Origin of the sequence: Halovivax sp. (assembly GCA_007119345.1) — an archaeon.
Taxonomy (GTDB): domain Archaea; phylum Halobacteriota; class Halobacteria; order Halobacteriales; family Natrialbaceae; genus Halovivax.
This window is the reverse complement of the sequence record SKPV01000037.1, coordinates 1-23,915: the sequence shown is the minus strand read 5'-3', so window position 1 is coordinate 23,915 and position 23,915 is coordinate 1. Positions and strand designations below refer to the sequence as shown.

Genomic DNA, 23,915 nt, shown 5'->3' with positions numbered 1-23,915 from the left:
AGATCGATGCTGGCAGACTTCCTCACGCACACGCTCAACGGGCTCTACTACGGATTCATCCTGTTCATGATCGCGGCTGGGCTGACGATCATCTTCGGCGTGCTCGGCATCCTGAACCTGGCCCACGGGGAGCTCTACGCGCTCGGCGCGTTCGTCACCTTCAGCATCCTCGGCTACCTCACCGGCTTCGTCGCTAGTCCGACGGACCCGGTGACGGCGCTGATCTTCGGCGTGGTCGTCCTGGTCGGGGCGCTCGCAGCCGCGGCGATCTTGCTCCCGCTGGGCGCCGCCGTCGAAGCCGTGTTCGTCAGACCGATATACGACCGCCACGAGGTGTATCAGCTGTTGTTGACCTACGCGTTACTGTTGATCTTCGTGGACGTGATGAAATTCGGCTGGGGGGCGACGCCGGTCGACCCGGGCGTCTACAGCAGTCTCAACCGGATTCCGACGACCGAATTGCTCGGGTTCGGCTACCCGAGTTACAACGTCCTCGTGATGCTCGTCGGGCTGGCGGTGTTCCTCTGGCTCCTCTGGTTCTTCGACCGGTCGAAGACCGGGCGGATCGTCCGCGCGACCGCGATCAATCGGGACATGGCGACGGCCATCGGCGTGAGTACCGACCGGACGTTCACCCTCGTCTTCGCGATGGGCGCGTTCTTCGCCGGCTTCGGCGGCGCGATGGTCAGCATCGGTCCCGGCACCGCGTTCCTCGAGATGGGGCTCGATCCGCTGGTGCTGTCGTTCGTCGTCATCGTCATCGGCGGGCTCGGGAGCCTCAAGGGCGCCTTCGTCGGTGCGCTGCTCGTCGGCGTCATCAGTCGGTGGGCGACCTGGCAGTACCCGCCGATCGAGCTCGCCGCGCCGTTCGCGGTGATGCTGATCATCCTGCTGCTGAAACCCGAAGGGCTGTTCGGCACGTGGGGTGAGATCGAATGACCCCCAGCTCGCCGATCGAGGAGCGCGACGGTCGAACGGCGGTCCGGGTCCCGCTGACGCGCGGACTCACGCTGACGCCCGTTCAGACGGCCCTCGCGATGCTCGGCATCCTGACGTTGCTGTGCCTGCCGTTCCTCGCCGGACTCGTCGGCCTGTCCTGGAGCCGGTTGTTCAGGGGCCTCCTGTTCGGCCTCGCCGCGGTCGGGTTGAACCTGCTGCTGCGTCACACCCACCTGGTCTCGTTCGGTCACGCGGCGTTCTTCGGCGCCGGCGCGTACGCGGTCGCGGTCCTCGCCGCGCACTACGAGGTGTCGGAGGGACTGCTGTTGCTCGCGGGCGCCGTGATCGTCGGGACGCTCGTGGCGGTGATCATCGGATACTTCGTCGCGGGCTACGTGGACATCTACTTCGCGCTGCTCACCCTGGCGTTCAACCAGGTGATGTTCGCCACCGTGTTTCGCAGCGGCTACTTCAACTACAACGACGGACTCGCCATCCGGATCGGCGGGGACAGGCCGACCCTGTTCGGCCTCGAGTGGACGACGATGGGGTACGAGCTCGTCCTCTACTACTCGACCATCGTGCTCATGCTGATCATGCTGCTGGGGATGTGGAAGCTCGTCCACTCGCCGTTCGGCCGCGCGCTCGACGCGATCGGGCAAGATCGCACGCGGGCGCGGTTCATCGGGATCCCCGTCGAAAAGTACGTCTGGATCTCGTTCTCGATCTCCGGGCTGTACGGCGCCTTCGCCGGCGGCGTGTACGCGCTGCTTCGGCTCCACGTCCAGCCCGAACCGGTCCTCTACGTGTTCGTCTCCGGCGAGATCCTGTTCATGGCGATCCTCGGAGGATTTACCACGCTCGTGGGTCCGCTCGTTGGCGGGGTGATCCTCGTCTATTTGCTCGAGTACGCCCGATTCGAGACGGAGTACTACCACGCGCTGACCGGGCTCATCCTGCTCGCGATCGTCTTCTTCATGCCGAAAGGCGTGGTCGGGTCGCTTCCCGACTTCGGCGCGGGTCTCTCTCGCAGACGGAACGATCCCTCGCTCGTTCGGGACGACGTCAGGCGCATCAGCGCGTCCGTCCGAAACGGGCTGAACCGCGGGCTAACCACGGCCCGGATCATCGTGTTCGGGGTGAAATGAAATGCTCGAAGCACGCGACCTACGGAAGGAATTCGGAGAGCTCCGCGCCACCGACGACGTCTCGCTCGAGTTCGGTCGGACCGCCGGCGAGATGGTGTTCATCGTCGGTCCGAACGGCGCCGGAAAGACCACGCTCGTGAACCTGTTGACCGGGCTGCTCGAACCCGACCGGGGCTCGGTCGTCGTCCACCGCGAGGAGAACGGCGAGACCGTCGAGGAGGACGTGACGAACGTCCCGCCCGCCGACCGAGTCAAATCCGGCCTCGTCAGGAGCTTTCAGATCGTCCACGTCTTCGAGGAGATGACGGTCCGAGGGAACGTTCGCACCGCCGTGCTCTCGCGGTTCGATAAAACGCTGAGCATGCGGTCGCGCGACGACCAGCACGACGAAGTCGAACGAACGGTGGACGATCTGCTCGAACGGTTCCGACTCGAGGACATCGAGAACGAACTGGCCGAGACGCTGCCCCACGGCGATCGGAAGCTGCTCGACGTCGCGATGTCGTTCGGCCTCGACCCCCAGTACCTGCTGCTCGACGAGCCGACATCGGGGGTGGCGACGCGCGAGAAGGAGTACGTCATCGAGACCATCGTCGAGGCCAGCGAGGCCGAGGACGTGACGACCGTGACGATCGAGCACGACATGGACCTCGTCAAAGCTTACGCGGACCGACTCGTCGTCCTGCACGAGGGTCGGGTGTTCCGCGAAGGCGACCCGGAGCTGCTCGACACCGACTCGGAGCTTCGTCGAGTCCTCCTGGGGGTGGACGAATGAGCCCGACCGATCCGGACGCCGAGTTCGGGGTCGATGGGGACGTCGACGGCGATACGGACGACGAGGCCGACTCGCGTGCCGGCGGCGCCCCCGGAGGCGACCCGCTGCTCGAGGTGTCGAACCTCTCGGCCGAGGTCCAGGGCTTTCAGGTCACTCACGGCATCGATCTCGAGGTCGGCGCAGGCGAGGCCGTCGGACTCGTCGGACGCAACGGAGCCGGCAAGACCTCGACGTTTCGGGCCATAATGGGGCTGACGCCGGTCGCGAACGGGTCCGTTCGATTTCACGGCGAGGAGCTGCTCGACCTGCGACCGGAGCTGATCCCGCGACGCGGCATCGGTTACCAGCCGGAGGACCGCGACCTCTTCACCGGAATGACCGTCGAGGAGAACTTCCGGCTCCCGATCTGGACCTCGGGGGACTCCCGCGGCATCGAGGACGAAGACACGGTCGTCGAGGACATCTTCGGACTCTTCTCCGAGCTCGACCACCGCCGCGACGCCGAGGTCCAAAACCTGAGCGGCGGACAGGGGAAGATGACCGCGATCGGCCGGGCCCTCGCCCTGCAGCCCGACCTCCTGCTGCTCGACGAACCGCTCGAGGGGCTGGCCCCGGTCGTCGTGGAGAACCTCAAGTCCTACATCCGCGAGATCATCGACCGGGACATCTCCGTCCTGATCGCGGAGTCGAACGCGAGTCACATCCCCGACATCGTCGATCGGATGTACGTGATCGAGCGCGGCGAGATCGTCGACAGCGGCGATCCCGAGGTGCTCGCCGAGGACGAGGAGATCCAGCTGCTCATGCAGGGTGCCGGGGGCGGCGCCTGAGGCGACGGGAGCTCTCGCCCCACGCGTTGGAGCGACACTCGTTCGACGTGGCTACCGCCCCACGCGTTGGAGCGACACGCGTTCGACGTGGCTACCGAGGGAAGAATACGTTCGACGACTCTCCCGACGAGTGGGTACGACGATCGCCCGGCACGCCGTTTGTACGCACCCGACCCGACCTCGTCGACTCGACCACCGACGATTCGATACGTGCCGGTGGAGCGAATTCAGCGGTCCGCCGATTCGTCCATCGCGTCGAGCGCCGTCATGGCGGCGCCCAGAATTTTGCGCTCGCTCCGGCGGAGGTTCATCGAGACGGCGGTCTTCGAGACGTCGAAGTGATTCGCGAGTTCCTCGAGCGTCGTTCCCCTGGGCGTTTCGTAGTAGCCCGCACGGGAGGCGACTTCGAACGTCTCGCGTTCGGTCTCCGTCAGCGACCGACAGCCCTCGAGCAGTCCGGACGCCGGCCCGGAGTTCTCGAGGAGGTCGAACAGGGCCGTCGGCCCGACGCGGTCCCGCGCGTCCACCGTGAAGTCGTTGTCGCGCTCGAGCTCGGCGAGGGTCGCGTCCTCGTCCTCGTCGTCGTCGAAGCCGACGTGCCACCGTTCGCTGCCGTCCTCGATGTGGAACGGGCCCGTGATGTAGCCGCCGTTGCGCTGGATCGTCCGCATCGCGTTCGTCTGCTCGATCACCGTGCCGATCTCGGCGACGCCCTCCCGCTTCGAGAGGATGTAACAGTCGGTCATGTTCGGGTGCTCGCGTAGGGCCTGCAATCCACGTTCGAGCGAGCCCCGGGAGTCGGACCTCGCGATGAGGCGCGTTTCGAGCTTGGCGGCGTCGGTATCGAGCTGCCACTGGACGGCGGAGAACGCGATTTCGACGTCGTCCGTCGTATCGATGAACGGACAGTCGTACTGGCGCATGTCGAGGTTGAGGTCGATCATCGGTACGTGAGTCTCTTTATCTGATCACGTAGGATCGGGACCACCAAAGAAGTATCTCATACATTCGAGTCCCGAGCGGTAAGCAGGAAACATCCTTCGGGTGCCGGATGTCGTATCCGCCCGTCGCGGGCGTTCGGAGCCGCGCTCGACAGGACCACCGTGCGTCCGAAGCTCCGAACGGGCGTTGACGCCGGCCGTTTAAATGTTAACGAAGGCGTTTTTGCGGGATCCGGCGGAATACTCGGCGTGAACTGACGAATGTCTCGAGACCACGTTTCGCCGCCGACCGTCACCCGCGACAGCATCCACACCGTCGACGACGACTCCTTTCATTCGGGAACCGTCTGTCTGGTCACCGGCGCTGGCTCGGGGATCGGGCGGGCGGTCGCGCTGGCCGCGGCCGGGAACGGACTCACCGTGGCGGCCACCGACGTCGACGAGGCCGGACTCGCCGAGACGCGCGAGCGCGCCGAGGAACTCGACCTCGACGGTCCGATCGAGCCGGTCGCCGGCGATCTGACGGTCGACGAGGACCTCGAGCGCGTCGTCGAGGAGGCGGCGGGCCTCGGCCAGCTGACGTACCTCGCGAACGTCGCCGGGATGCAACACATCGACCCGATCGACGAGTTCCCGATGGAGACCTACGATCGGATCCACGACGTCATGCTTCGGGCACCGCTGTACCTCTCGAAGCTCGCCATCCCGCACTTCCGGGAGCGCGAGGACGGCCGCGGCTGCGTCGGGAACATGGCCTCGGTCCACGGCCACTACGTGACGAGCGATAAGGTCGCCTACAACGTCTCGAAGTTCGGTCTCCGCGGGCTCACGCAGTCGATCGCCGCCGAGGGCGAGGGCGAGATCCGCGCCTTCTCGGTGAGCACCGGCTACGTGAAGACGCCGCTGGTAACGGGGCAACTGGAGGACACGGCCGAGCAGCGAGGGATCTCCGTCGACGAGGTGATCGAGGACGTCATGCTCGGCCAGTCCCGCGTGAAGGAGATGATGGAGCCGATCGACGTCGGCAATCTCTTCGTGGTCGGGTTCTCCGACCTGAGCCGCCACCTGAACGGCGGCGATCTGCTGTACGACGGCGGAATGACGCTCACCTACGAGTGAGCGATCGACGGCGGTTCGATAGCCGCCGATCGAACCGCCGACGGGCCCGCCACGGAACCGTTCCGCCCACGGCATCGGCCGCGCTCCGTTATCCTTTAGCGCCCGGCCCCCGAAACGGCGGCAAATGACCGCCCAGACCGTCCAGCGGGGCGAGCTCGTGACCGTCATCGGCCTCGAGGTCCACGTCCAGCTGGAGACCGAGACGAAGATCTTCTGTGGCTGCCCGACGGCGCCGGCGGACGAGCCCAACGAGCACGTCTGCCCCGTCTGTCTCGGCCTGCCCGGGGCGCTGCCCGTCTGCAACGAGGCCGCCGTCGAGGCGGCGGTGAAGATCGGCAAGGCCATCGACGCCGAGATCCCCGAGGAGACGCGTTTTCACCGGAAGAACTACTTCTATCCCGACCTGCCGAAGAACTTCCAGATCACACAGTACGACGAGCCGATCTGCCAAGCGGGCGAGCTCGAGATCAACGTCGAGGGCGAGCGCCGGGCCGTCGAGATAGAGCGCGCCCACCTGGAAGAGGATCCGGGGAGCCTCCAGCACGTCGGCGGCGGCGGGATCGACACCGCCGAGTACACCCTCGTCGACTACAACCGGGCGGGGACGCCGCTGATGGAGATCGTGACGGCGCCCGACTTCCGCAGTCCCTCCGAGGTGCGGGCGTTCCTCGCCGAGCTCGAGGAGGTCCTCGAGTACCTCGGCGTCTTCGACGCGGAGCGCGACGGCAGCCTGCGCGTCGACGCCAACCTCTCGATGATCCCGGCCGAGGAGGTCGAGGACGACGGGACCATCGGCCCCGACGCGCTGGCGGCCGCCAACCGCACGGAGGTCAAGAACATCTCGAGTCACAAGGGTGCCGAGAAGGCGCTGGCGTACGAGGAGACCCGCCAGAAGAACGCCATCCAGCGCGGGCGCGCCGTCGAGCAGGAGACCCGCCACTGGGACGAGAGCCGGGGAATCACGGTCTCGATGCGCTCGAAGGAGGCCGAGAAGGACTACCGGTACTTCGAGGAGGCGGACCTCCCGCCGCTCCGGGTCTCGGGCTGGACGGACGAGATCGAGATCCCGGAGCTCCCCCGGGCCCGCCGCGAGCGCTTTCGCGAGGAGTACGAGCTGGGGGAGGAGGCGGCCTCGAAGCTCACCTCGACCAAGCAGGTCGCCGACTTCTACGAGGACCTCGCGAGCGAGTTCGACCCCGACCTCGCCGCCACGTGGGTGGCCGACGAGCTGCTGGGCGAGCTCAACTACCGCGACATGGCGATCACCGAACTCGAAGGACGCCTGGACGAGGTGGCCCGCCTCGTCGAACTGGTCGCCGAAGACGAGATCACCGCGAAGAACGCCAAGGAGGTCGTCCTCCGGACCATGCTCGACGACGGCGAGGATCCCGACTCGATCGTCGACGCGGAGGGACTCGGAAAAACCGGCGAGGGCGAGGTCCAGGCGGCCGTCGAGGAGGCGATCGAGGAGAATCCCGACGCCGTCGAGGATTACCACGCGGGTGAGGGCGGCGCGATCAACTTCCTCGTCGGCCAGGTCATGCAGAAGACCGGCGGCAGCGCGGATCCCGGCGACGTCAACGGGATGCTCCGAGAGGAGCTTTCGGACTGATCGACGTCTCCGGTCCACCACCCGCCGGCCTCCGGCTCACCACGCCACCGCCCGCCGGCCTCCGGCTCACCACGCCCCCGCCCGCCGGCCTCCGGCTCGCCACGCCACCGCCCGCCGGCCTCCGACTCACCACTCCCCTTCTATCGGCGGTCGTTCGTACGTCCCACCGCAATCGGTACAGTCCGCGACCGGTTCGCCGTCCGCGCCGAGGGTCACCCGCAGGTCCGCGCCGCCACACTCGGGACAGTCGATCGGCGTCCGCTCCGCGCCGCAACGCCGGCAGGCGAAGGTGAGGCCGGAGCCGCCGAAGTCGAGTCGCAGGTCCTCGCCGTCGCACTCGGGGCACTCGATCGGGATCCGCACGTCCTCGCTCTCCCCGGGAGCGCCGAGCGCCAGCAGGACCAGTTCCTCGTCGCCGTCGTTGCGCCCGGACTGGAACTCGCCGGGTCCGAATCGGATCGCCTCTCCGGTCGCGACGTCTACCTCCCCGTCGAGCGTCTCGAACGTCGCCGCACCCTCCAGAACGACGAAGACCTCCTCCTGGTCGGCGTGGGCGTGCAACCCCGCCGGGAGCCCGGCCCCCGGCGCGACGCGGTAGTGGTTGATCGCGATGTCGGTCGTGCCGAGCGGTTCCGAGAGTCGGCGCAGTTCGAAGGCCTCGGCGCCGACGGGGTCCGTTTCCGAGATGAAGACCCGTTTCATGCGGAACCATAGCCCCCGGGGCACATAACGGTCGAGGAGTGACGCGCCGGTACGCCCGGCCGGTCGCTGTTGGCGCGGGTACCACGGCGCGGAACCCGGCGTTCGACCGCGACGCGTCGACCCGCCGAGCTTACCTGACGATCGTCACCGTGACGGGCGACCGCCGCGAAACCGTCTCGGCGACGCTACCGAGCAGGATGCGCGAGAGTCCCGTCCGACCGTGACTCCCGACGACGACGTGGTCGACGTCGTGGTCCGTCGCGTAGTCGACGATCGCTCGAGCGGGTCGACCGATCATGACCTCGTGGTCGTGCTCGAACTCGTCTCCGCCGGTGTCCGCGATGCGTTCCCGCGCCCGCTCGCCCAGCGCCGCGGCGCGGTCGAGGTCCCCGCCCTGCGTTCGCCGCTGGGCGTCGCCGGGCGACGCGTCCTCTGAGAGTTCGGCCACCGGATCGACGACCGTGAGTGTCGTGACCCGACCCCGCTCGAACGTCTCGATCGCGTGGTCGAGAGCCGTCCACGCTCCGGCCGAGCCGTCGATCGGGACCAGGACGTGCCTCGTCGACATACGCGACCGTAGTACCCGCGGCGTCATAACGTCGCGGACGCCGCACGCTCGAACCCCCGTCCGGGAACGCCGCGGTTCACCACCTGGGGCCCTCGGGCGGCGGGTCGGCGCGACCCTTCGGGCCCGGGACGCCGAGATGGCTCCCGGCGGCCCGGACGAAGCCGATGTCCAGGGCGGTGACGACGTCCGTGCGCGTCACCAGCCCCGCCAGATCGCCGCCGTCGTCGAAGACGAGCACGCGACCGATGTCGTTGCGCTGGAGGGCGGCGAGCGCCGCCATCGCGTCGTCGTCGGGCGCGACGGTCTCGAGCTCGTCGGTCGTCATCACGTCCTCGACGGTCGTCGCCTCCCGCCGCTCCGGCGGGACGGCGCGCACGTCTTCCAGGGTCACGATGCCGACGATCCGGCCGCCCCGCAGAACCGGATAGCCGGTGTGGCGCTGGTGCAGCATCAGGTCGAGGAGCTCGGCGACGGGGAGGGTCGGCTCGACGGTGTCGATCTCGTCTCCGGGCGTCATCATGTCCCGCACCGTGATCCCCTCGACGGCGGCCTGGAGCGCGGTCTGACGCGCCTCCGCGGCCGCCGCGATGTAGATGAAGAACGCGACCGCGACGAGGATGAAGTTGAGCGCGAGCACGCCGAACAGCCCGATCAGGAGTGCGAACCACTTGCCGACCTGGGCCGCCTGTGCGGTCGCGACGGCGAACGAGCGGTTGCGCGAGAGCAACGCCCTGAGCACCCGGCCGCCGTCCATCGGGAACCCGGGGAGCATGTTGAACGCCGCGAGGACGACGTTGAGCACGGCGAGGTACGCGACGACGAAGACCACGGCGTCGATCGTCGCCGCCGTCGCCACCGCGTCGAGCGCGGCGGGCGCGACCACGGCCAGCGCGTAGAAGGCGACCCCAAGGCCGACGCTGACGATCGGCCCGGCGATCGCGATCAGCAGCTCCTGGCGCCACTCGCGGGGCTGTTCCGACAGCTGCGCCACGCCGCCCAGCAACCAGAGCGTGATCGAGTCGATGGGGAAGCCGTAGCGGATCGCGACCACGGAGTGACCGAGCTCGTGGAGGAAGACGCTCGCGAACAGGCCGACGGCCGCCACCGTCCCGAGGACCCACGGCGTCGAACCGTCGGTCAGCGCCTCGGCGGCGATCTCCGTTCCGAACAGATCGTTGAGGATCGGGACGAGCTCGCCGACTTGGAACGCGATGAGCCACGCGAAGACGGGAAGGATCAACAACAGCGTCACGTCGAGCTTGACCGGGATACCGATGACGGACCCGATTCGAAAGCTCTTGAACATGAGCGTCATACGGGTCGTGCGACCTTAGATGGCGGCCCGTACGGCCCCGATGTGGTTCGGCCCGTATCGGCCTCGGTGGGGTTCGGCCCGTATCTGCACCGAAGCGTCGTCGCCGAACGCACCGACGGCACGCTCCCGTCGGCACCTCGGGACGACCTGCAGGCGCTCAATCGTCCACGAACTCCGCTTCGTCGTCCGCGTCACCTCGGTCGTCCACGAAGTCGGCCTCGTCGTCCGCGTCGCCTCAGTCGTCCACGAAGTCGGCCTCGTCGTCGGCGCTGGTCGCGGGATCGTGCGGGCCCGGTCGCTCACCGTCCTCGTCGATCACCGCCTCCGTCCAGGTACCGAGCCGGAACCAGGCGACGGCGACGACGAAGGAGGCGGCCATTCCGAACGCGAAGGCGATCCAGATGCCGTTCACGCCCAGGTCGATCGCGGCCACCGTGGGCACCGTGATCCCCGTGTAGGGAATCGTGACCGCGGTGAACGCGAGCACGAGCGCGACCGGGACCCGGAAGATCCACCGCGAGAGGAACGAGAGGACCATCGCCTCCCGGGTGTTGCCGGCGCCGCGGAACGCGCCCTGGATGACCATCACGCCGGCGAACAGCGCCCAGAACGGCGCGATGATGCGCAAGAAGACGACGCCCTCGGCGACGACCGCCGGATCGTCGACGAAGATGCCGATCGCCTGGGCCGGGAACGCGATCACGAGCGCCGCCACGGCGCCGATGAAGACCATCGTCCCCGCGGTCGCCGTTCGCGCGACCGTGACGGCTCGATCCGGCGTGCGAGCGCCCAGATTCTGGCCGACGCCGGTCGACGTCGCGTCACCCACCGCGCCCGCCACCGCCCACGTCACCGACATCAACCGGACGCCGATCCCGTAGGCCGCGGTCGGGGCAGCGCCGAAGCGGGCGACGAAGCCGGCCATCGCCACCGCGGCGAAGCTGCGGGCCCAGCCGTCGAACGTCGCCGGGTAACCGATATCCACGAGCTTGTAGAGGATAGCGAGATCGGGTTTCAGGTCGCCGGCGTAGAGCTTCACGCCGTAGGTTCCCTGCAGGAGGATGTAGATCCCGGCGACGGTCGCGAACGCGCGGGCGATGAACGTCGCCACCGCGGCCCCGCGAGTGCCCATCTCGGGGAACGGGCCCCACCCGAGGATGAAGAACGGATCGAGGACGACGTTGAGCCCCGCCGAGATCACGACGAGCCACATCGCCGTCCGGGTGTCGCCGGCGCCCTGCAACGACGAGCGGAACGCGAAGAACAGGAACGTCAGCGGCAGGGCGAGGAAGATGATCTCGATGTACGCGAGCGCCTCGACGAACACCTGGTCCTCCGCGCCGATGAGCTCCAGGAGCGGTCGTCGGAAGTAGAGCCCGAGCGTCGCGAGGACGCTCGAGACCGCCAGCGCGAGCAGGATCGTCTGGGCGACCACGCGGTCGGCCTGGCGACGTTCGTCGGCGCCGACGTACTGGGAGACCAGCGCGATCGTCGCCGCCGTCAATCCCATCGCCGTGGAGACGAACAGCCACGAGAGCGGGAACATCAGCGAGACGGCCGCCACCGCCTCCGAACTCACCCGTCCCACCCAGAACATATCCGCGAGGTTGTAGAACGTCTGTAACAGATTGCCGAGCACGAGCGGCCAGGCTAAGTCGAGGAGCTTCGGCGGGATCGCTCCCGTCGTCATGTCGACGCCCTTGCGGTCGGTCTCGGCCACGGATCGCCCTCGTAGGCCATGCTCGCGGTCGAGAGAAAAGGGTGCTCATCTGGGACGCCGTTGCCGGTGGCTCCCTCGGACGCGACCGCCCCCGCCACGGGATGGAGCGGAGTGTAAGACGGCCGGAGGACGGCTATTATCCGTTCATGTAATGTCCAAAATTATTCTAATTCTTTAAGTTAGTTGGGTTTCCTCCCCAAAATAGCGGGTAATTATGGCAACAAAGAGACCGTCGGAACGGACGCTCGACACGGAACTGTTCGGACAATCGGTGTCGTTCGACTACTCGGAGACGTGGATCGGCTACGCGGTGTTGTCGCTCAGGCTCGTCATGGCCTACGTGTTCCTGTCGGCGGGCTTCGAGAAGCTCCTCGCGGACGACTGGTCGGCTGCGGGATACCTCGATCCCCAGTCCGGGTTCGGCGTCGGGGAATCGAACCCGCTCTCGGGCGTGTTCGCCGACATGGCGGCCCAGGCCGGCACGATCGATCCCCTCGTCATCTACGGACAGATCCTGATCGGCCTGGCGCTGCTCCTGGGCGTGCTCGTTCGCTTCGCCGTCTTCTGGGGCGCGATCCAGATGCTGCTGTTCTGGGCCGCCGCCTGGCAGGGCGGACTGCTGGAGGGGCTGCCGGTCGCCCACGGCTACTTCATCGACAGTTCGTTCGTCTACGCCCTCCTGCTGTTCGGCCTCGGCGCCGTCGGCGCGGGCCGGATCCTCGGCATCGACGCGCGCCTTGAACGGAGCGAACTGGTCCGGCAGAACCCCTGGCTCAGGTACCTGCTCGGCTGACCGCTCCGGTTTCTCCCGGATTCGTATCGCGCGAAGCGATCGCGATCGGCGATCGAACCGATCGGCGAGGGACGGCCCTCGCGACCATCGAGATTCTCCGAACCCCGAGGATCGGTCTCGAGACCCCGTTTCCTGTAGAAGCGTCGCGACGCCCACGAGCCGTGCGTCTGCGTCGCGGCCACCCGGTGGGGGATCCCGAACAGTGATTGTGATTCCCCCGCAGGGACCCCACATGGCGAACGATCTCGACGCCGAGACGAAACGGACGATCGACGAGCTGCTTCGCGAGCGGATGGCCGATGACGGGATCCCCGGACTGAGCCTCGCCGTGGCGGACCGCGACGGGATTCGGTACGCGACGGGCTACGGCTCTCGCGACCTCGAATCGAACGCGCCCGCGACCGCCGAGACGGTCTACGGGATCGGATCGGTCTCGAAGTCGTTCGCCGCGCTCGCGACGCTGAAGCTCCTCGATGCGGGCGAACTGTCGCTCGAGGACCCCGTCGCCGCGCACGTCGACGTCGACGTCCCCGACGACGTGACGATACACCACCTGCTGAGTCACACGTCGGGCTACCCGTCGCTGGCGACGGCCGAGGCGTTGATCGCGAGGCAGATGGGGGTCGGCGAGGCCGGCGTCCCCCTCGGGACGCGCGAAGATTTCCACGCTCACGTCGCGGGCGCCCGCGACGAGATCGCCGGTGAACCCGGCGACCGCTGGATGTACAACAACTCCGGGTACACCCTCGTCGGCGAAGTGATCGAGGCCGTCACCGGCGGCGCGTACGTCGACTACGTGACCCGAGAGGTCCTGGAGCCTCTCGAGATGACGCGTTCGACCTACGACCACGATCGCTTCGAATCCTTCGAGGACCGGATGACCCCCTACTACCCGACCGGCGGGACCGAGGACGGCGAGTACGACGCCTATCCCGTCCCGATGCGCGAACACAGCGCCGCGGCCGGCGGAGTGCTCGCGTCGGTGACCGACCTCGTGGAGTACGTCCGGCTGCACCTCCGTGGCGGAGAGCTCGACGGAACGCGGCTGGTCGAAGCGGGGACGATCGAGCGCGCGTTCGACGCGCACGCCGAGACGCCGTCGGGCGAGTACGGCTACGGCTGGCGGACCCGCGAGGTGGCCGGCGAGGAGCTGATCGGCCACGGCGGATCGATCGCCGTCTCGTCGGCGTACGCCGGCTTCGGTCCCGACCGGGACGTGGCGATCGCGCTGCTGGCGACGACCTCCCCGGGGTACGGACTCGCCGAGCTCGGGAAGGGCGTCTTCGCGGCCGTAACGGGGACGGACCCGCGCGATCTGCCGTTCTTCGAGCGACGGTCGCGCTTCGAGGAGCTCTCCGGCGAGTACGAGTCCTACCGCGGGGTCAAGGAAGCCGAAGTCGAGCCCGAGGGCGGGATGCTCCGGCTGCGCATCGGCGGTCCGATCGACGACGGCGACTGGACCCCGCTCGTTCCCGAGGACGTAGCTGGCGGCGAGTTCTACACCCTCTCGGCGGCGGGCGACCGCGTGCCGGTCCGGTTCGAGGAGGACGATGACGACCTGAGTCTGTACATCGATCGGTGGCGGCTGCACCGGGTGTGAGGACGCCGAACGAGCCCTCGGGGTAGACCCAATGTGCGGTGCTCGCGCGCCCGTTCAATCGGACCGTGTGCTCTCGCATCTCGATAGAGACGCAGACGGGTGCTATCGAACGACGGACGCGTTAGGGTCCATCGGACGGCAGATGACGATGGGGTCCAATGGACGGGAGACGACGATGGGGTTCATCGGTTAAGACGACGATGGGGTCTATCGGTTACGGTGCTCGCGCACTCGCGCGTAACCGCGCGCACACCCGCGCTGTCGGCCGATTCTCGCCGAAAGCGTTATCAAAAGCACAGTCGTAGCCGGCGACGATGATATCGGGGACGAGCGCCGCCGGAGGTGAGCCGTCGTGGAGTTGATCGTCACGGAGAAGGACAACGCCGCGCGGCGGATCGCGGACATTCTCAGCGGCGGGTCGATGCAGTCGACGCGCGAGAACAACGTCAACGTCTACGAGTGGGGCGGCAAGCGCTGCGTCGGGCTGTCGGGGCACGTCGTGGGCGTGGACTTCCCGCCGGAGTACTCCGACTGGCGCGACGTCGAGCCGGTCGAGCTGATCGACGCTGCGGTCGAGAAGCGCCCGACGAAAGAGGACATCGTGGGCACGCTGCGGATCCTCGCCCGGCGGGCCGATCGCGTGACGATCGCGACCGACTACGACCGCGAGGGCGAGCTGATCGGCAAGGAAGCCTACGAGATCGTCCGGGAGGTCAACGAGGACGTGCCGATTCGTCGCGTGCGCTTCTCCTCGATCACGGAGAACGAAGTGCAACGGGCGTTCGACGAGCCCGAGTCGCTCGACTTCGACCTGGCCGCGGCGGGCGAGGCCCGCCAGATCATCGACCTCGTCTGGGGGGCGTCGCTGACGCGATTCCTCTCGCTCACGGCGGGCCAGCTCGGCAACGACTTCATCTCCGTCGGCCGGGTCCAGAGCCCGACGCTCAAGCTGATCGTCGACCGCGAGCGCGAGATCCAGGCGTTCGACCCCGAGGACTACTGGGAGCTGTTCGCCGACCTCGCGAAGGACGGGGGCGACGGCGACGCGTTCGAAGCCCAGTACTTCTACCTCGACGAGGACGACAACGAGGCCGAGCGCGTCTGGGAGGAGTCGACGGCCGAGGCGGTCTACGAGACGCTCGCGGACGCCGCCGAGGCGACGGTCGTCGACGTCAACCGCCGGACGCGGACCGACGCGCCTCCGACGCCGTTCAACACGACCCAGTTCATCCGCGCGGCGAGCGCGATCGGGTTCTCGGCCAAGCGGGCGATGTCGATCGCCGAGGACCTCTACACGGCGGGGTACATCACGTATCCGCGGACGGACAACACCGTCTACCCCGACGACCTCGACCCCGAGGCGCTGCTCGACGACTTCGTCGGCCACCGGACCCTCGGCGAGGACGCGGAGGCCCTGCTCGAGGCCGACGACCTCGTTCCAACCGAGGGCGACGAGGAGACGACCGACCACCCGCCGATCCACCCGACGGGCGAGATCCCCGCGCGCGGCGGCGACGTGACCGAAGACGAGTGGCGCGTCTACGAGCTCGTCGTCCGACGGTTCTACGCCACGGTGGCCGACGCCGCCGTCTGGGAGCACCTCAAAGTCGTCGCCGAGGTCGGCGATCACTCGCTCAAGGCCAACGGCAAGCGCCTCGTCGAACCCGGCTACCACGCCGTCTACCCGTACTTCAACACCAGCGAGAACTACGTCCCGGACGTGACCGAGGGCGAACCGCTCGCGGTTTCGGACGCCGACCTCGAGGCGAAGCAGACCCAGCCGCCGCGCCGGTACGGCCAGTCGCGGCTCATCGAGACGATGGAGGACATGGGGATCGGCACGAAGTCGACCCGCCACAACATCGTCGAGAAGCTCTACGATCGCGGCTACGTCGAGGACGACCCGCCGCGACCGACGCAGCTGGCGATGGCGGTCGTCGACGCGGCCGAGCGCTTCGCCGAGGAGGTCGTCAGCGAGGAGATGACGGGCCAGCTCGAAGCCGACATGGACGCGATCGCCTCCGGCGAGGCCACCCTGGACGACGTCACCGACGAGTCGCGCGAGATGCTCGAAGCGATCTTCGAGGAGCTCGAGGCGTCTCGCGAGGAGATCGGCGACCACCTCCGGAAGTCGCTCAAGGACGACAAGCGCCTGGGTCCGTGCCCCGAGTGCGGCGAGGACCTCCTCGTCCGTCGCAGCCGCTACGGGTCGTACTTCGTCGGCTGCGACGGGTACCCCGATTGCGAGTTCACCGTCCAGCTGCCCTCCACGGGCAAGCCCCACATCCTGGAAGACGGCTGCGAGGAGCACGACCTCCGGCAGGTGAAGATGCTCGCCGGCCGCCAGACGTTCGTTCACGGCTGCCCGCTGTGCGCCGCGGACGCGGCGGGCGAGGGGCCGGTCCTGGGCGACTGTCCGGAGTGCGGTGCAGCCCACGACGGCGACCTCGCGATCAAGACCCTCCAGAGCGGTTCCCGGCTGGTCGGCTGCACCCGGTACCCCGACTGCGAGTACTCGCTCCCGCTGCCACGCCGCGGCGAGATCGAGGTGACCGACGACCGCTGTGACGAACACGACCTGCCCGAACTCGTCGTCGACAACGGCGGCGACGAACCCTGGGAGCTCGGCTGCCCGATCTGCAACTACCGCGAGTACCAGGCCCGCGAGGCCGAGAGCGGCTCCGAGCTCGAATCGCTCGAGGGCATCGGCGCCAAGACCGCCGAGAAGCTCGCCGACGCCGGCATCGAGAACATCGACGACCTGACCGACGCGGATCCAGATTCGATCGCCGCCGACGTCGAGGGGATCAGCGCCGACCGCGTGCGCAGCTGGCAGGCCAAGGCCTGAGTCGGCGTCCGGAACCCTCACGCCGCCCAGAGACCGGCGATCTATCGTCCGGATCCACCGCTCCGTTCCGTGCACGTCACCTGAGTTCGTAAGCTAGAATTAACTTGCTCCGGAGTGAGTGCCAATTAACGACGAGTCGAGCCCCCGATCAGTAACCGACTCGAGGTGTGTGCATGTCTTCCAACGATGCGCCGGACGGACCGACCGAAGCGGACGACGGTGGTGCGGTCACCGTCGGAATATCACGGCTCGAAGAGTTCCTCTCGGCCGACGACCCCGAAGTGCGCGAGTACGCGGCGGAGACGCTCGCCGTGGAGGCCGCCGACCGGCCGGACGACGTCAGCACGGCCGTCGGCGGGCTGACGGAGGCGCTCGCGGACGAGCCCGCGATCCGGTCTCACGCCGCGGCCGCGCTCGCCGCGGTCGCCGACGCCCATCCGGACGCGGTCGCCGAGGCGGTGCCGTCGGCGGTCGACTGTCTCGACGCCTCGGCGACCGTTCGGGGCGACGCGGCCGCTCTCATCGCTTCCGTCGCCGCCGTCGATCCGGACGCCGCGTCCCCGGCGATCGAGCCGCTCGCGAGTTGCCTGGGCGACGACCGCGAAGAGACCCGGATCAGCGCGAGCGAAGCGATCGCCGCGACCGCGGCCGCGAATCCCGAGGTCGCGGCGGCGGTGGTCGATCCGGTTGCGGTCGCGATCGACGACGAGCGCGAGGAGGTCCGCGAGAACGTGACGCGGACGCTGGCCGCCATCGCCGAGCACGACCCGGAAACGATCGAACACGTCCTCCCGCGGGTGATCGAGCGACTCGACGACGGCGACGGCGTCCGCGTCGAAGCCGCCGCGACGCTCCGATCGGTTGGAACGGGCCGCCCGGCGGCGCTGACCGACGAGACGGCGGCCGTCGCGGCGTTGCTCGACGATCGGCTCGCCGCCGTCCGCGTCGACGCCGCGACGGCGCTCGCCGGCGTCGCGTCGGCTGAACCGATGGCCACCTGCGACGCCGTCGCGGAACTCGCCGGCGCCACGGCCGACGAACGCCGGGTTCGCCGGCCGGCCGTCGAGACGCTCGCGGCGATCGCCGAGGCGAATCCCCGGGCCGTCGTCCCCGCCGTCGACGACCTCGTGGGTCGACTGACCGACGAGGACGAGGACGTCCGGGCGAACGCGGTCCGGACGGTCGCGTCGGTCGGCGAGGTCCGTCCGGGCGCGATCGTCGGCGCGGTCGAAACGATCGTCGAGAACCTCGACGACGACGCCATCAGACGGGACGGCGTCGCCGTCGTCGCCGACGCGGCCGAACACGAGCCCGAAGCGGTCGAGCCGATCGTTCGAGCGCTCGAACCGGCGCTGTGCGACGGCGACGAGGAGGTCCGAGCCGACGCGACGCGCGCCGTCGCGGCCGTCGCTTCCGTCGCGCCCGAGGCGGTCAGATCCCTGGTCCCCGCGCTCGACGACCGGGTCGTCGATCCGCACGAGGCGCTCCGCGTCGACGCGGCCCGGGCGCTGGCGGCGGTCGTCGACGCCGAGCCGGGCGACTCCGTCGACGTCGCGGCCCAGCGAGGCCACCTCGACGACGAGGACGCGTGGATCGGCGGCTACGCCGCCAGGGCGCTCTCGGACGCGGCCACCGCCGGGTCGCCCGATACGGCCCCCGCCGTCCGGGCCGCCGTCGCCGGACTCGACGACGGGAACCGGACGGTCAGGCGCCACGCTGCGCGGACGCTGGGCGAGGTGGCGATCGATCGACCGTGGGAGGCGCGCGACGCCGTCGGCCCGCTGGCGGCGCGCCTCGACGACGACGACGCGGACGTCAGGAACGCGGCTGCGCTGGCGCTGACGACGATCGTCGAGCGCTACCCGGCAGCACTGCGCGAGGAACTGGGAGCGCTCTTCGGAGCGCTCGAGGACGACGATCGGACGGTCGCTCGAAACGTCGAGCGCGTTCTCGCCGCGCTCGCCGACGATTCACCCGACGGGATCAGACCCGCGATCGCGCTCGCGGCGGCGGTGGCCGCGAGCGGCGACGACGCCACGGCCCCGGCCGCCATGGAGGCGCTCGCCGTGCTCGAACCACGGACGGGTCGGGAGGTCGAACTCGCCGTCGAGGCGATCACCGAGGGGGTCGCGAATCCGACGGTCGCCGCTCGGGTCGCGGCGCTCGACGCCCTGGCACGGCTCCTCGACACCGAGGTCGACGCGGACCCGACGCCGGCCGCGGCCGCGGTCCGGCGGCTCTCGACCGGGGACCGGAGCGTCGCCGTCGCCCGGGCGCTCGCCGACGTCGCCCGGAGCGATCCGGAGGCACTGACGGACGCGGCGAGCGGACTCCTGGAGCGAGTGACGAACGCCGGTCCGGCCGAGCGGCGAGCCCACTATCGGACGCTCCGCGCCGTCGTGTCGGCGAAGGACGGCCGACCCATTTCTCGAATCCTGCTCGCGCGCCTCGAGGACGGGGACCGGGAGGGGATCGCGGCCGAACTGGCCGGGCTCGCGTCGACGGCGCCGGCCGACGCGGTCGCGGTGAGCGACGAGTTCGAGGCGCTGCTGGACGACGACGACGAGGCGGTCGGAGGGTACGCGACCCTCGGGCTGGCGGCACTGGTCGCGGCCGGTGAGCTCCCGGAATCGCGGCTGTCGAGGTCGCTCGACGCAGTCGACGATCGGCTCCTCGACGTCGCCTCGCTCGTCGCCGGCGGCGAGCGTCCGGACGAACCGGACGCCGTCGAGCGACAGATGGACGGCCTGGCCGACCGGCTGGACGGCGACGCCTGGGCCGGCGGACTGGCGGTGCTGGCGCTCGAGACGCTCGCGGCAGGGGAGCCGACGCGACGGGAGCGAGGCGTCGAGCACCTCGCCGACGCCCTCGACGCGTCCGATCCCGTGGTGAGCGTGACGGCCGCCCGAGCGCTCGAGCGGCTCGCCGACGCGCACCCGTCGGCGGTCGCGACCGTCGCGTCCGACCTCGCGAAGACCGTCGACGCGGAGGCGAACGGCGTCGACCTGACGGCGGCCGCGGGAAGCGCACTGGTCGCCTGCCTCGACGAGCTGGCGACGGTCGACGGCGCCTTCGTCGCCGCCGTCGAGCCGACCTGTCGTCGGGCGCTAGCCGCGCCCGACGCCCGGATCAGGACGAACGCGGCCCGCGCGCTCGGGATCGTCGGCACCGACGATCGGGCGGCGCTGGAGGCGCTGACCGACGATCCGGTTCCCGAGGCGAGCGAGGCCGCGGCGTCGGCGCTGGAGCGACTCGCGGCGGCCTCCGAAGAGCGCGCGTGCGAGGACGACGAGTCGTCCGCCGGATCGACGGCCTGGTCGATGGCCCGGGGCGGCCTCGGCGGCGCCGGCTTCGCGAACGTCGCCGCGCCGGCCGGGGAGCTCCGGGGGCACTGGAGCATCGAAGCCGAGGGCGAGGCCGCCGCGGCGCCCGCGATCGCCGACGGACGGGTATACGTCCCCTGCGGACCGGGCGGCCTGCTCGCGCTCTCGCTGTCCGACGGGTCGAACGAGTGGCGGTTCGAGGCCGCCGGCGCGGTCCGGAGACCCCCCGCCGTCGGGACGGACGCCGTGGTGGTCGCCGCGGACGACGGCGCGCTCTACGCGCTCGACCCCGACACGGGCGAGCGCAGCTGGCGGTACCGATCCGGGGCGTCGACCACGAGCGCCCCCGTCGTCGCCGGCGATCGCGTCTTCGCGGGCGACGAGGACGGCCGCCTGCACGCCGTCGATCTCGAGACGGGGATCGCCGCCTGGAGCCGGGCGATCGAGGACGACGCGACCGAAGCGCTCCTGCGGCCGGCCGTCGACGACGAGGGGATCTACGCCGCCTCCGCCGACGGCGTCGTCGCGGCGTACGATCGAAGCGGCGACCGGCGCTGGCGCCGCGACCTGGGTGCGAGCGCGGTCGCCGCGCCCGCGGTCCTCGACGACCGGCTCGTCGTCAGAGCCGGCGACGGGACGCTGGCCGTCCTGTCGTCCGACGACGGGGCGGTGACGAGCCGTTTCGCGGTCGGCGGTCCCGGCGACGTCCCGCCGGCCGCGGCCGACGGGACCGTCTACATCGCCGGCGACGACGCCAGCGTCTACGCGATCGACGCGTCCACGGGGACCGAGCGCTGGCGGAGCGCCCTCCTGGAGGGACGACCGACGGAGCTGGTGGTGCTGCGAGATGCGGTGTACGCGACCACGAACCGGGGAACGCTGCTCGCGCTCCGGCGCGACGACGGCGAGCGCTACTGGGAACACCGGACCGACGGGACGGTCGTCGATCTGGCGATCGCCGGCGACGCGGTCGCGACGGTCGACGGCGACGGTCTCTCGCTCCTGACGAGCGGGGACGGATCCTCCGGGCGCCTCTCGGGACTGTTGACCCGGTTCGGGAACGGGTCGAACTGAGGGGAGTTCGAACCGAAGTCGGTCGACGGCCGCGGCGGGATCGGGTTCGGAGTTCCGGGGAGCCCACCGATCGGCCGGCGCGATCCGAGAGGCTTTTGGCCGAAAGCGGCCGACAATCGGCCGTGTTCGAGCACGCCGGCACGCTCGTCGTCGGCGCGGTGTTCGGCCTCGCGCTCGCCGCGCCCCCGGGCCCGATGAACGCCATCATCGCCGAAGAGAGCGTGCTCCGCGGCTGGTTCCCCGGCGTCACGGCCGGTCTCGGGGCGATGGCCGCCGACGCGCTGTTCTGTGCGCTCGCGCTCGTCGGCGCCGTCGCGGTGCTCGACGAGTGGGGCGCGATCCGGCCGCTCCTGTACCTCGCCGGCGGCGCGCTCATGTGCTACTTCGCCGTCGGCGCCGTCCGCGGCGCCCGCGAGGCGACGGCCGCCGGCGCCGCCGACGCGTCGGGCGTCGCGACCGGGTTCCGGAAGACGTTCCTCCTGTCGGTGACCAACCCCTACCAGATCGGCTTCTGGATGACCGTCGGCGTGGGCCTGCTCCGTCCGGGTAGGCTCGACGTGTTCTCGCACGTGCCGGTCGTCGACGGACCGCTGGCGGGCTCGCTCGTCGTCGAGACGGGATCGCCGGCACTCCTGGCAGGATTCTTCGGCGGAATCGGGCTCTGGGTGCTCGCGTACCCGGCCGCCCTGGTCGGTGCCGGCCGGCGGGTCGACGCCGTCGCGCCCCTCGTCGCCGGGGCGAGCGCCGCGGTGCTCGCCGGCTTCGGCGTCCTGTTCCTGGCGATCGGCGGCGCGCAGGTACTCTAAGAGAACCGGACGTGGGGGCGTCGAGAACGAGGAACCGCCGATCGCCGGTGCGCACGGACGGCCGCTGGCGATTCGTTCGCTACGGATTCACGTCGACGGCTCTCTCGGGCGACCGCTGGCGATTCGTTCGCCACGGGATTGTCGACGTCGGCGACCGTCAGTCCCCCATGCGGGCGATCTCGTCCTGGAGCCACTCCTTGAACCACTTGACGCGCTTGAGCCGCTGGTGGGCGATGCTCCGGGCCGTCTCGCTCTCGACCCTGTTGGCGGCGTCGACGCCGCGTTCGAGGACCCGCTGGACCATCTCGTCGGCGTCCATGTGGACGCGGGACTCGTAGCCCATCCGGAGCAGCATCAGCGCGGTGCCGTTGGCGCCGACCTTGTCGAGGAGGTCGGCCTCGACCAGACACTGCGTCTCGAGCGGGAGGTCGGTTACCGGCCCCTGATAGGAGTGGTTCTCGACGGCCCGACACACCTGATCGATGAACGACTCGGGGTGCTCGCCGCGAGACTGGAGGTACTCGCGAGCGACGCGGGCGCCCGCCTCGGCGTGGAGTTCCTGGTCGGTCTCGAGCTTCGCGACGTCGTGAAAGAGCGCCGCCGTCCTGGTGACGTCCACGTCGGCGCCCTCCTTCCGGGCGATCTCTGCGGCTACGTCGGCGACGTTGAGGATGTGGTTGTGCCGGTACTCGGCCGAGTGCCACGGGTACCAGCGCATCCGTCCACCGTCGTCTTCTTTCTCCACGCTCGCGGCGAGGTACTCGTAGACGAACCGCTCCATGTCCTCGTACTCGTCCTCGCTCACTTGCGTCTCAGTTATCTCGACGCCCACGAGAGATCCCTCCGCAAAGTCCGAACGGTAGTCATTACGATATTATTCGTCAGTTACGCTCTTAGGCCTTTGGTTCGGGACAGCGGCCAATATCGGGCCCGTCGCCGACGAGAGCCGAACCGTGGCCCGGTCGGGCTCCGACGCGACCGCCCGGAAACCGGCCAGACTCCGTTAGAGTCAAACGCGCCGGCCGAGAACGTCCGATCATGAGCGGAGAACAGGATCAGCGGTCCATCCGCTGTCTCGTCGCCAAAGTCGGGCTCGACGGTCACGACCGGGGTGCCCACGTTATCGCGCGGGCGTTTCGAGACGCCGGCTTCGAGGTCATCTACTCCGGGCTCCACAAGGCGCCGGAGGAGATCGTCCAGGCCGCCGTCCAGGAGGACGTCGACGTCCTCGGGATCTCGATCCTCTCGGGTGCACACAACACGCTGATCCCGAAGATCATGGACGGCCTCGAGGAGTACGGCGCCAAGGAGGACACGCTGGTGCTTCTCGGCGGCGTCATCCCCGAGGAGGACAGAGCGTCGCTGTCGGAGGAGGGCGTCGCCGCCATCTTCGGCCCGGGAACCTCGATCGAAGAGACGATCGAGTTCGTCCGCGAAAACGCTCCCGAGCGATGAGCGACGACCACGCCGCGGCCGGCGCGACCGAGGAGGGCGAGCGCGCCGAGCGCGATGAGCTCGACGCGCTGCTCGAGGGGCTGCTCGCCGGCGAGCACCGGGCGCTGGCGCGGACCATCTCGACGATCGAGAACCGGTCGCCCGGCTACCGACGGCTGGTGTCGGATCTCTACGGCCACACCGGCAACGCCGACGTGATCGGTATCACCGGCTCGCCCGGCGCCGGGAAGTCGACCCTGGTCGACAAGCTGGCCGAAACCTATCGCGACCGCGGCGAGACCGTCGGCATCGTCGCGATCGACCCCTCCTCGCCGTTCACCGGCGGCGCGGTGCTCGGCGACCGCATC

The 23,915-nt window shown here is 69.4% G+C and carries 19 protein-coding genes; 13 read left to right on the top strand and 6 right to left on the bottom strand.

Annotation, left to right across the window (positions count from 1 at the left end):
• Positions 1-6 precede the first annotated feature (6 nt).
• The 4 genes from QZT59_RS03235 to QZT59_RS03220 are packed head-to-tail and all read left to right on the top strand — an operon-like array spanning position 7 to position 3,692.
• Positions 7-939, top strand: a complete 933-nt coding sequence (locus tag QZT59_RS03235) for a branched-chain amino acid ABC transporter permease (RefSeq protein ID WP_290811262.1) — start codon at positions 7-9, stop codon at positions 937-939.
• Entirely contained in the window at positions 936-2,087 is a 1,152-nt protein-coding gene (locus tag QZT59_RS03230) for a branched-chain amino acid ABC transporter permease (protein ID WP_290811260.1), read from the top strand. Before QZT59_RS03235 ends, QZT59_RS03230 begins: the two co-directional genes overlap by 4 nt.
• A gap of 1 nt (position 2,088) precedes the next feature.
• A complete protein-coding gene (locus tag QZT59_RS03225) occupies positions 2,089-2,862 on the top strand; it encodes an ABC transporter ATP-binding protein (RefSeq protein WP_290811258.1) in 774 nt (257 codons plus the stop codon).
• A complete protein-coding gene (locus QZT59_RS03220) occupies positions 2,859-3,692 on the top strand; it encodes an ATP-binding cassette domain-containing protein (protein ID WP_290811255.1) in 834 nt (277 codons plus the stop codon). The genes QZT59_RS03225 and QZT59_RS03220 overlap by 4 nt, the downstream gene beginning before the upstream one ends.
• 227 nt (positions 3,693-3,919) lie before the next feature.
• On the opposite strand, the gene QZT59_RS03215 is transcribed toward QZT59_RS03220, so the two are convergent.
• Positions 3,920-4,636, bottom strand: coding sequence for a helix-turn-helix domain-containing protein (locus tag QZT59_RS03215; protein ID WP_290811252.1), 717 nt, complete (start codon positions 4,634-4,636; stop codon positions 3,920-3,922).
• Between the two features lie 258 nt (positions 4,637-4,894).
• Between QZT59_RS03215 and QZT59_RS03210 the strand changes: the two genes are divergently transcribed.
• Together QZT59_RS03210 and gatB are read left to right on the top strand one after the other, a co-directional pair.
• Complete coding sequence (locus QZT59_RS03210) at positions 4,895-5,752, top strand: SDR family oxidoreductase (protein WP_290811250.1); 858 nt, start codon at positions 4,895-4,897, stop codon at positions 5,750-5,752.
• Positions 5,753-5,876: 124 nt separating this feature from the next.
• Positions 5,877-7,364 carry an Asp-tRNA(Asn)/Glu-tRNA(Gln) amidotransferase subunit GatB gene (gatB, locus tag QZT59_RS03205; RefSeq protein ID WP_290811247.1) on the top strand — a complete coding sequence of 496 codons (1,488 nt, stop codon included), beginning with the start codon at positions 5,877-5,879 and terminating at the stop codon, positions 7,362-7,364.
• A 126-nt stretch (positions 7,365-7,490) separates the two neighbouring features.
• Here the strand turns inward: gatB and QZT59_RS03200 are convergent, their stop codons facing one another.
• The 4 genes from QZT59_RS03200 to QZT59_RS03185 all read right to left on the bottom strand — a co-directional run bounded on the left by QZT59_RS03200 (position 7,491) and on the right by QZT59_RS03185 (position 11,639).
• The gene (locus tag QZT59_RS03200; protein ID WP_290811244.1) at positions 7,491-8,066 is read right to left on the bottom strand and encodes a cupin domain-containing protein; all 576 of its coding nucleotides are present in this window, start codon (positions 8,064-8,066) and stop codon (positions 7,491-7,493) included.
• Positions 8,067-8,196: 130 nt separating this feature from the next.
• A complete protein-coding gene (locus tag QZT59_RS03195; protein ID WP_290811242.1) occupies positions 8,197-8,634 on the bottom strand; it encodes a universal stress protein in 438 nt (145 codons plus the stop codon).
• A gap of 76 nt (positions 8,635-8,710) precedes the next feature.
• Positions 8,711-9,940, bottom strand: coding sequence for a site-2 protease family protein (locus QZT59_RS03190; protein ID WP_290811283.1), 1,230 nt, complete (start codon positions 9,938-9,940; stop codon positions 8,711-8,713).
• Positions 9,941-10,184: 244 nt separating this feature from the next.
• Positions 10,185-11,639, bottom strand: a complete 1,455-nt coding sequence (locus QZT59_RS03185) for an MATE family efflux transporter (RefSeq protein WP_290811280.1) — start codon at positions 11,637-11,639, stop codon at positions 10,185-10,187.
• A 244-nt stretch (positions 11,640-11,883) separates the two neighbouring features.
• Here QZT59_RS03185 and QZT59_RS03180 point away from each other — a divergent pair, with 244 nt between their 5' ends.
• The 5 genes from QZT59_RS03180 (at position 11,884) to QZT59_RS03160 (ending at position 22,113) form a co-directional block, all read left to right on the top strand.
• Complete coding sequence (locus QZT59_RS03180; RefSeq protein ID WP_290811239.1) at positions 11,884-12,462, top strand: DoxX family membrane protein; 579 nt, start codon at positions 11,884-11,886, stop codon at positions 12,460-12,462.
• A 232-nt stretch (positions 12,463-12,694) separates the two neighbouring features.
• The gene (locus QZT59_RS03175; protein WP_290811236.1) at positions 12,695-14,062 is read left to right on the top strand and encodes a serine hydrolase; all 1,368 of its coding nucleotides are present in this window, start codon (positions 12,695-12,697) and stop codon (positions 14,060-14,062) included.
• 352 nt (positions 14,063-14,414) lie between these two features.
• Positions 14,415-16,910: a DNA topoisomerase I gene (locus QZT59_RS03170; RefSeq protein WP_290811233.1), complete on the top strand. Its 2,496-nt coding sequence runs from the start codon at positions 14,415-14,417 to the stop codon at positions 16,908-16,910.
• A 173-nt stretch (positions 16,911-17,083) separates the two neighbouring features.
• Positions 17,084-21,307, top strand: coding sequence for a PQQ-binding-like beta-propeller repeat protein (locus QZT59_RS03165; RefSeq protein ID WP_290811230.1), 4,224 nt, complete (start codon positions 17,084-17,086; stop codon positions 21,305-21,307).
• A 122-nt stretch (positions 21,308-21,429) separates the two neighbouring features.
• Positions 21,430-22,113 (top strand): LysE family translocator, encoded by a 684-nt coding sequence (locus QZT59_RS03160; protein ID WP_290811226.1) that lies wholly within the window; start codon positions 21,430-21,432, stop codon positions 22,111-22,113.
• Positions 22,114-22,270: 157 nt separating this feature from the next.
• On the opposite strand, the gene QZT59_RS03155 is transcribed toward QZT59_RS03160, so the two are convergent.
• Positions 22,271-22,945, bottom strand: a complete 675-nt coding sequence (locus tag QZT59_RS03155; RefSeq protein WP_290811224.1) for an HD domain-containing protein — start codon at positions 22,943-22,945, stop codon at positions 22,271-22,273.
• A gap of 206 nt (positions 22,946-23,151) precedes the next feature.
• On the opposite strand from QZT59_RS03155, the gene QZT59_RS03150 reads away from it, so the two are divergent.
• Together QZT59_RS03150 and QZT59_RS03145 are read left to right on the top strand one after the other, a co-directional pair.
• Entirely contained in the window at positions 23,152-23,568 is a 417-nt protein-coding gene (locus tag QZT59_RS03150; protein ID WP_290811221.1) for a cobalamin B12-binding domain-containing protein, read from the top strand.
• Positions 23,565-23,915 (top strand): nucleoside-triphosphatase (locus QZT59_RS03145; RefSeq protein WP_290811218.1); only part of this gene is annotated, 351 nt, incomplete at its 3' end. The genes QZT59_RS03150 and QZT59_RS03145, both read left to right, overlap by 4 nt.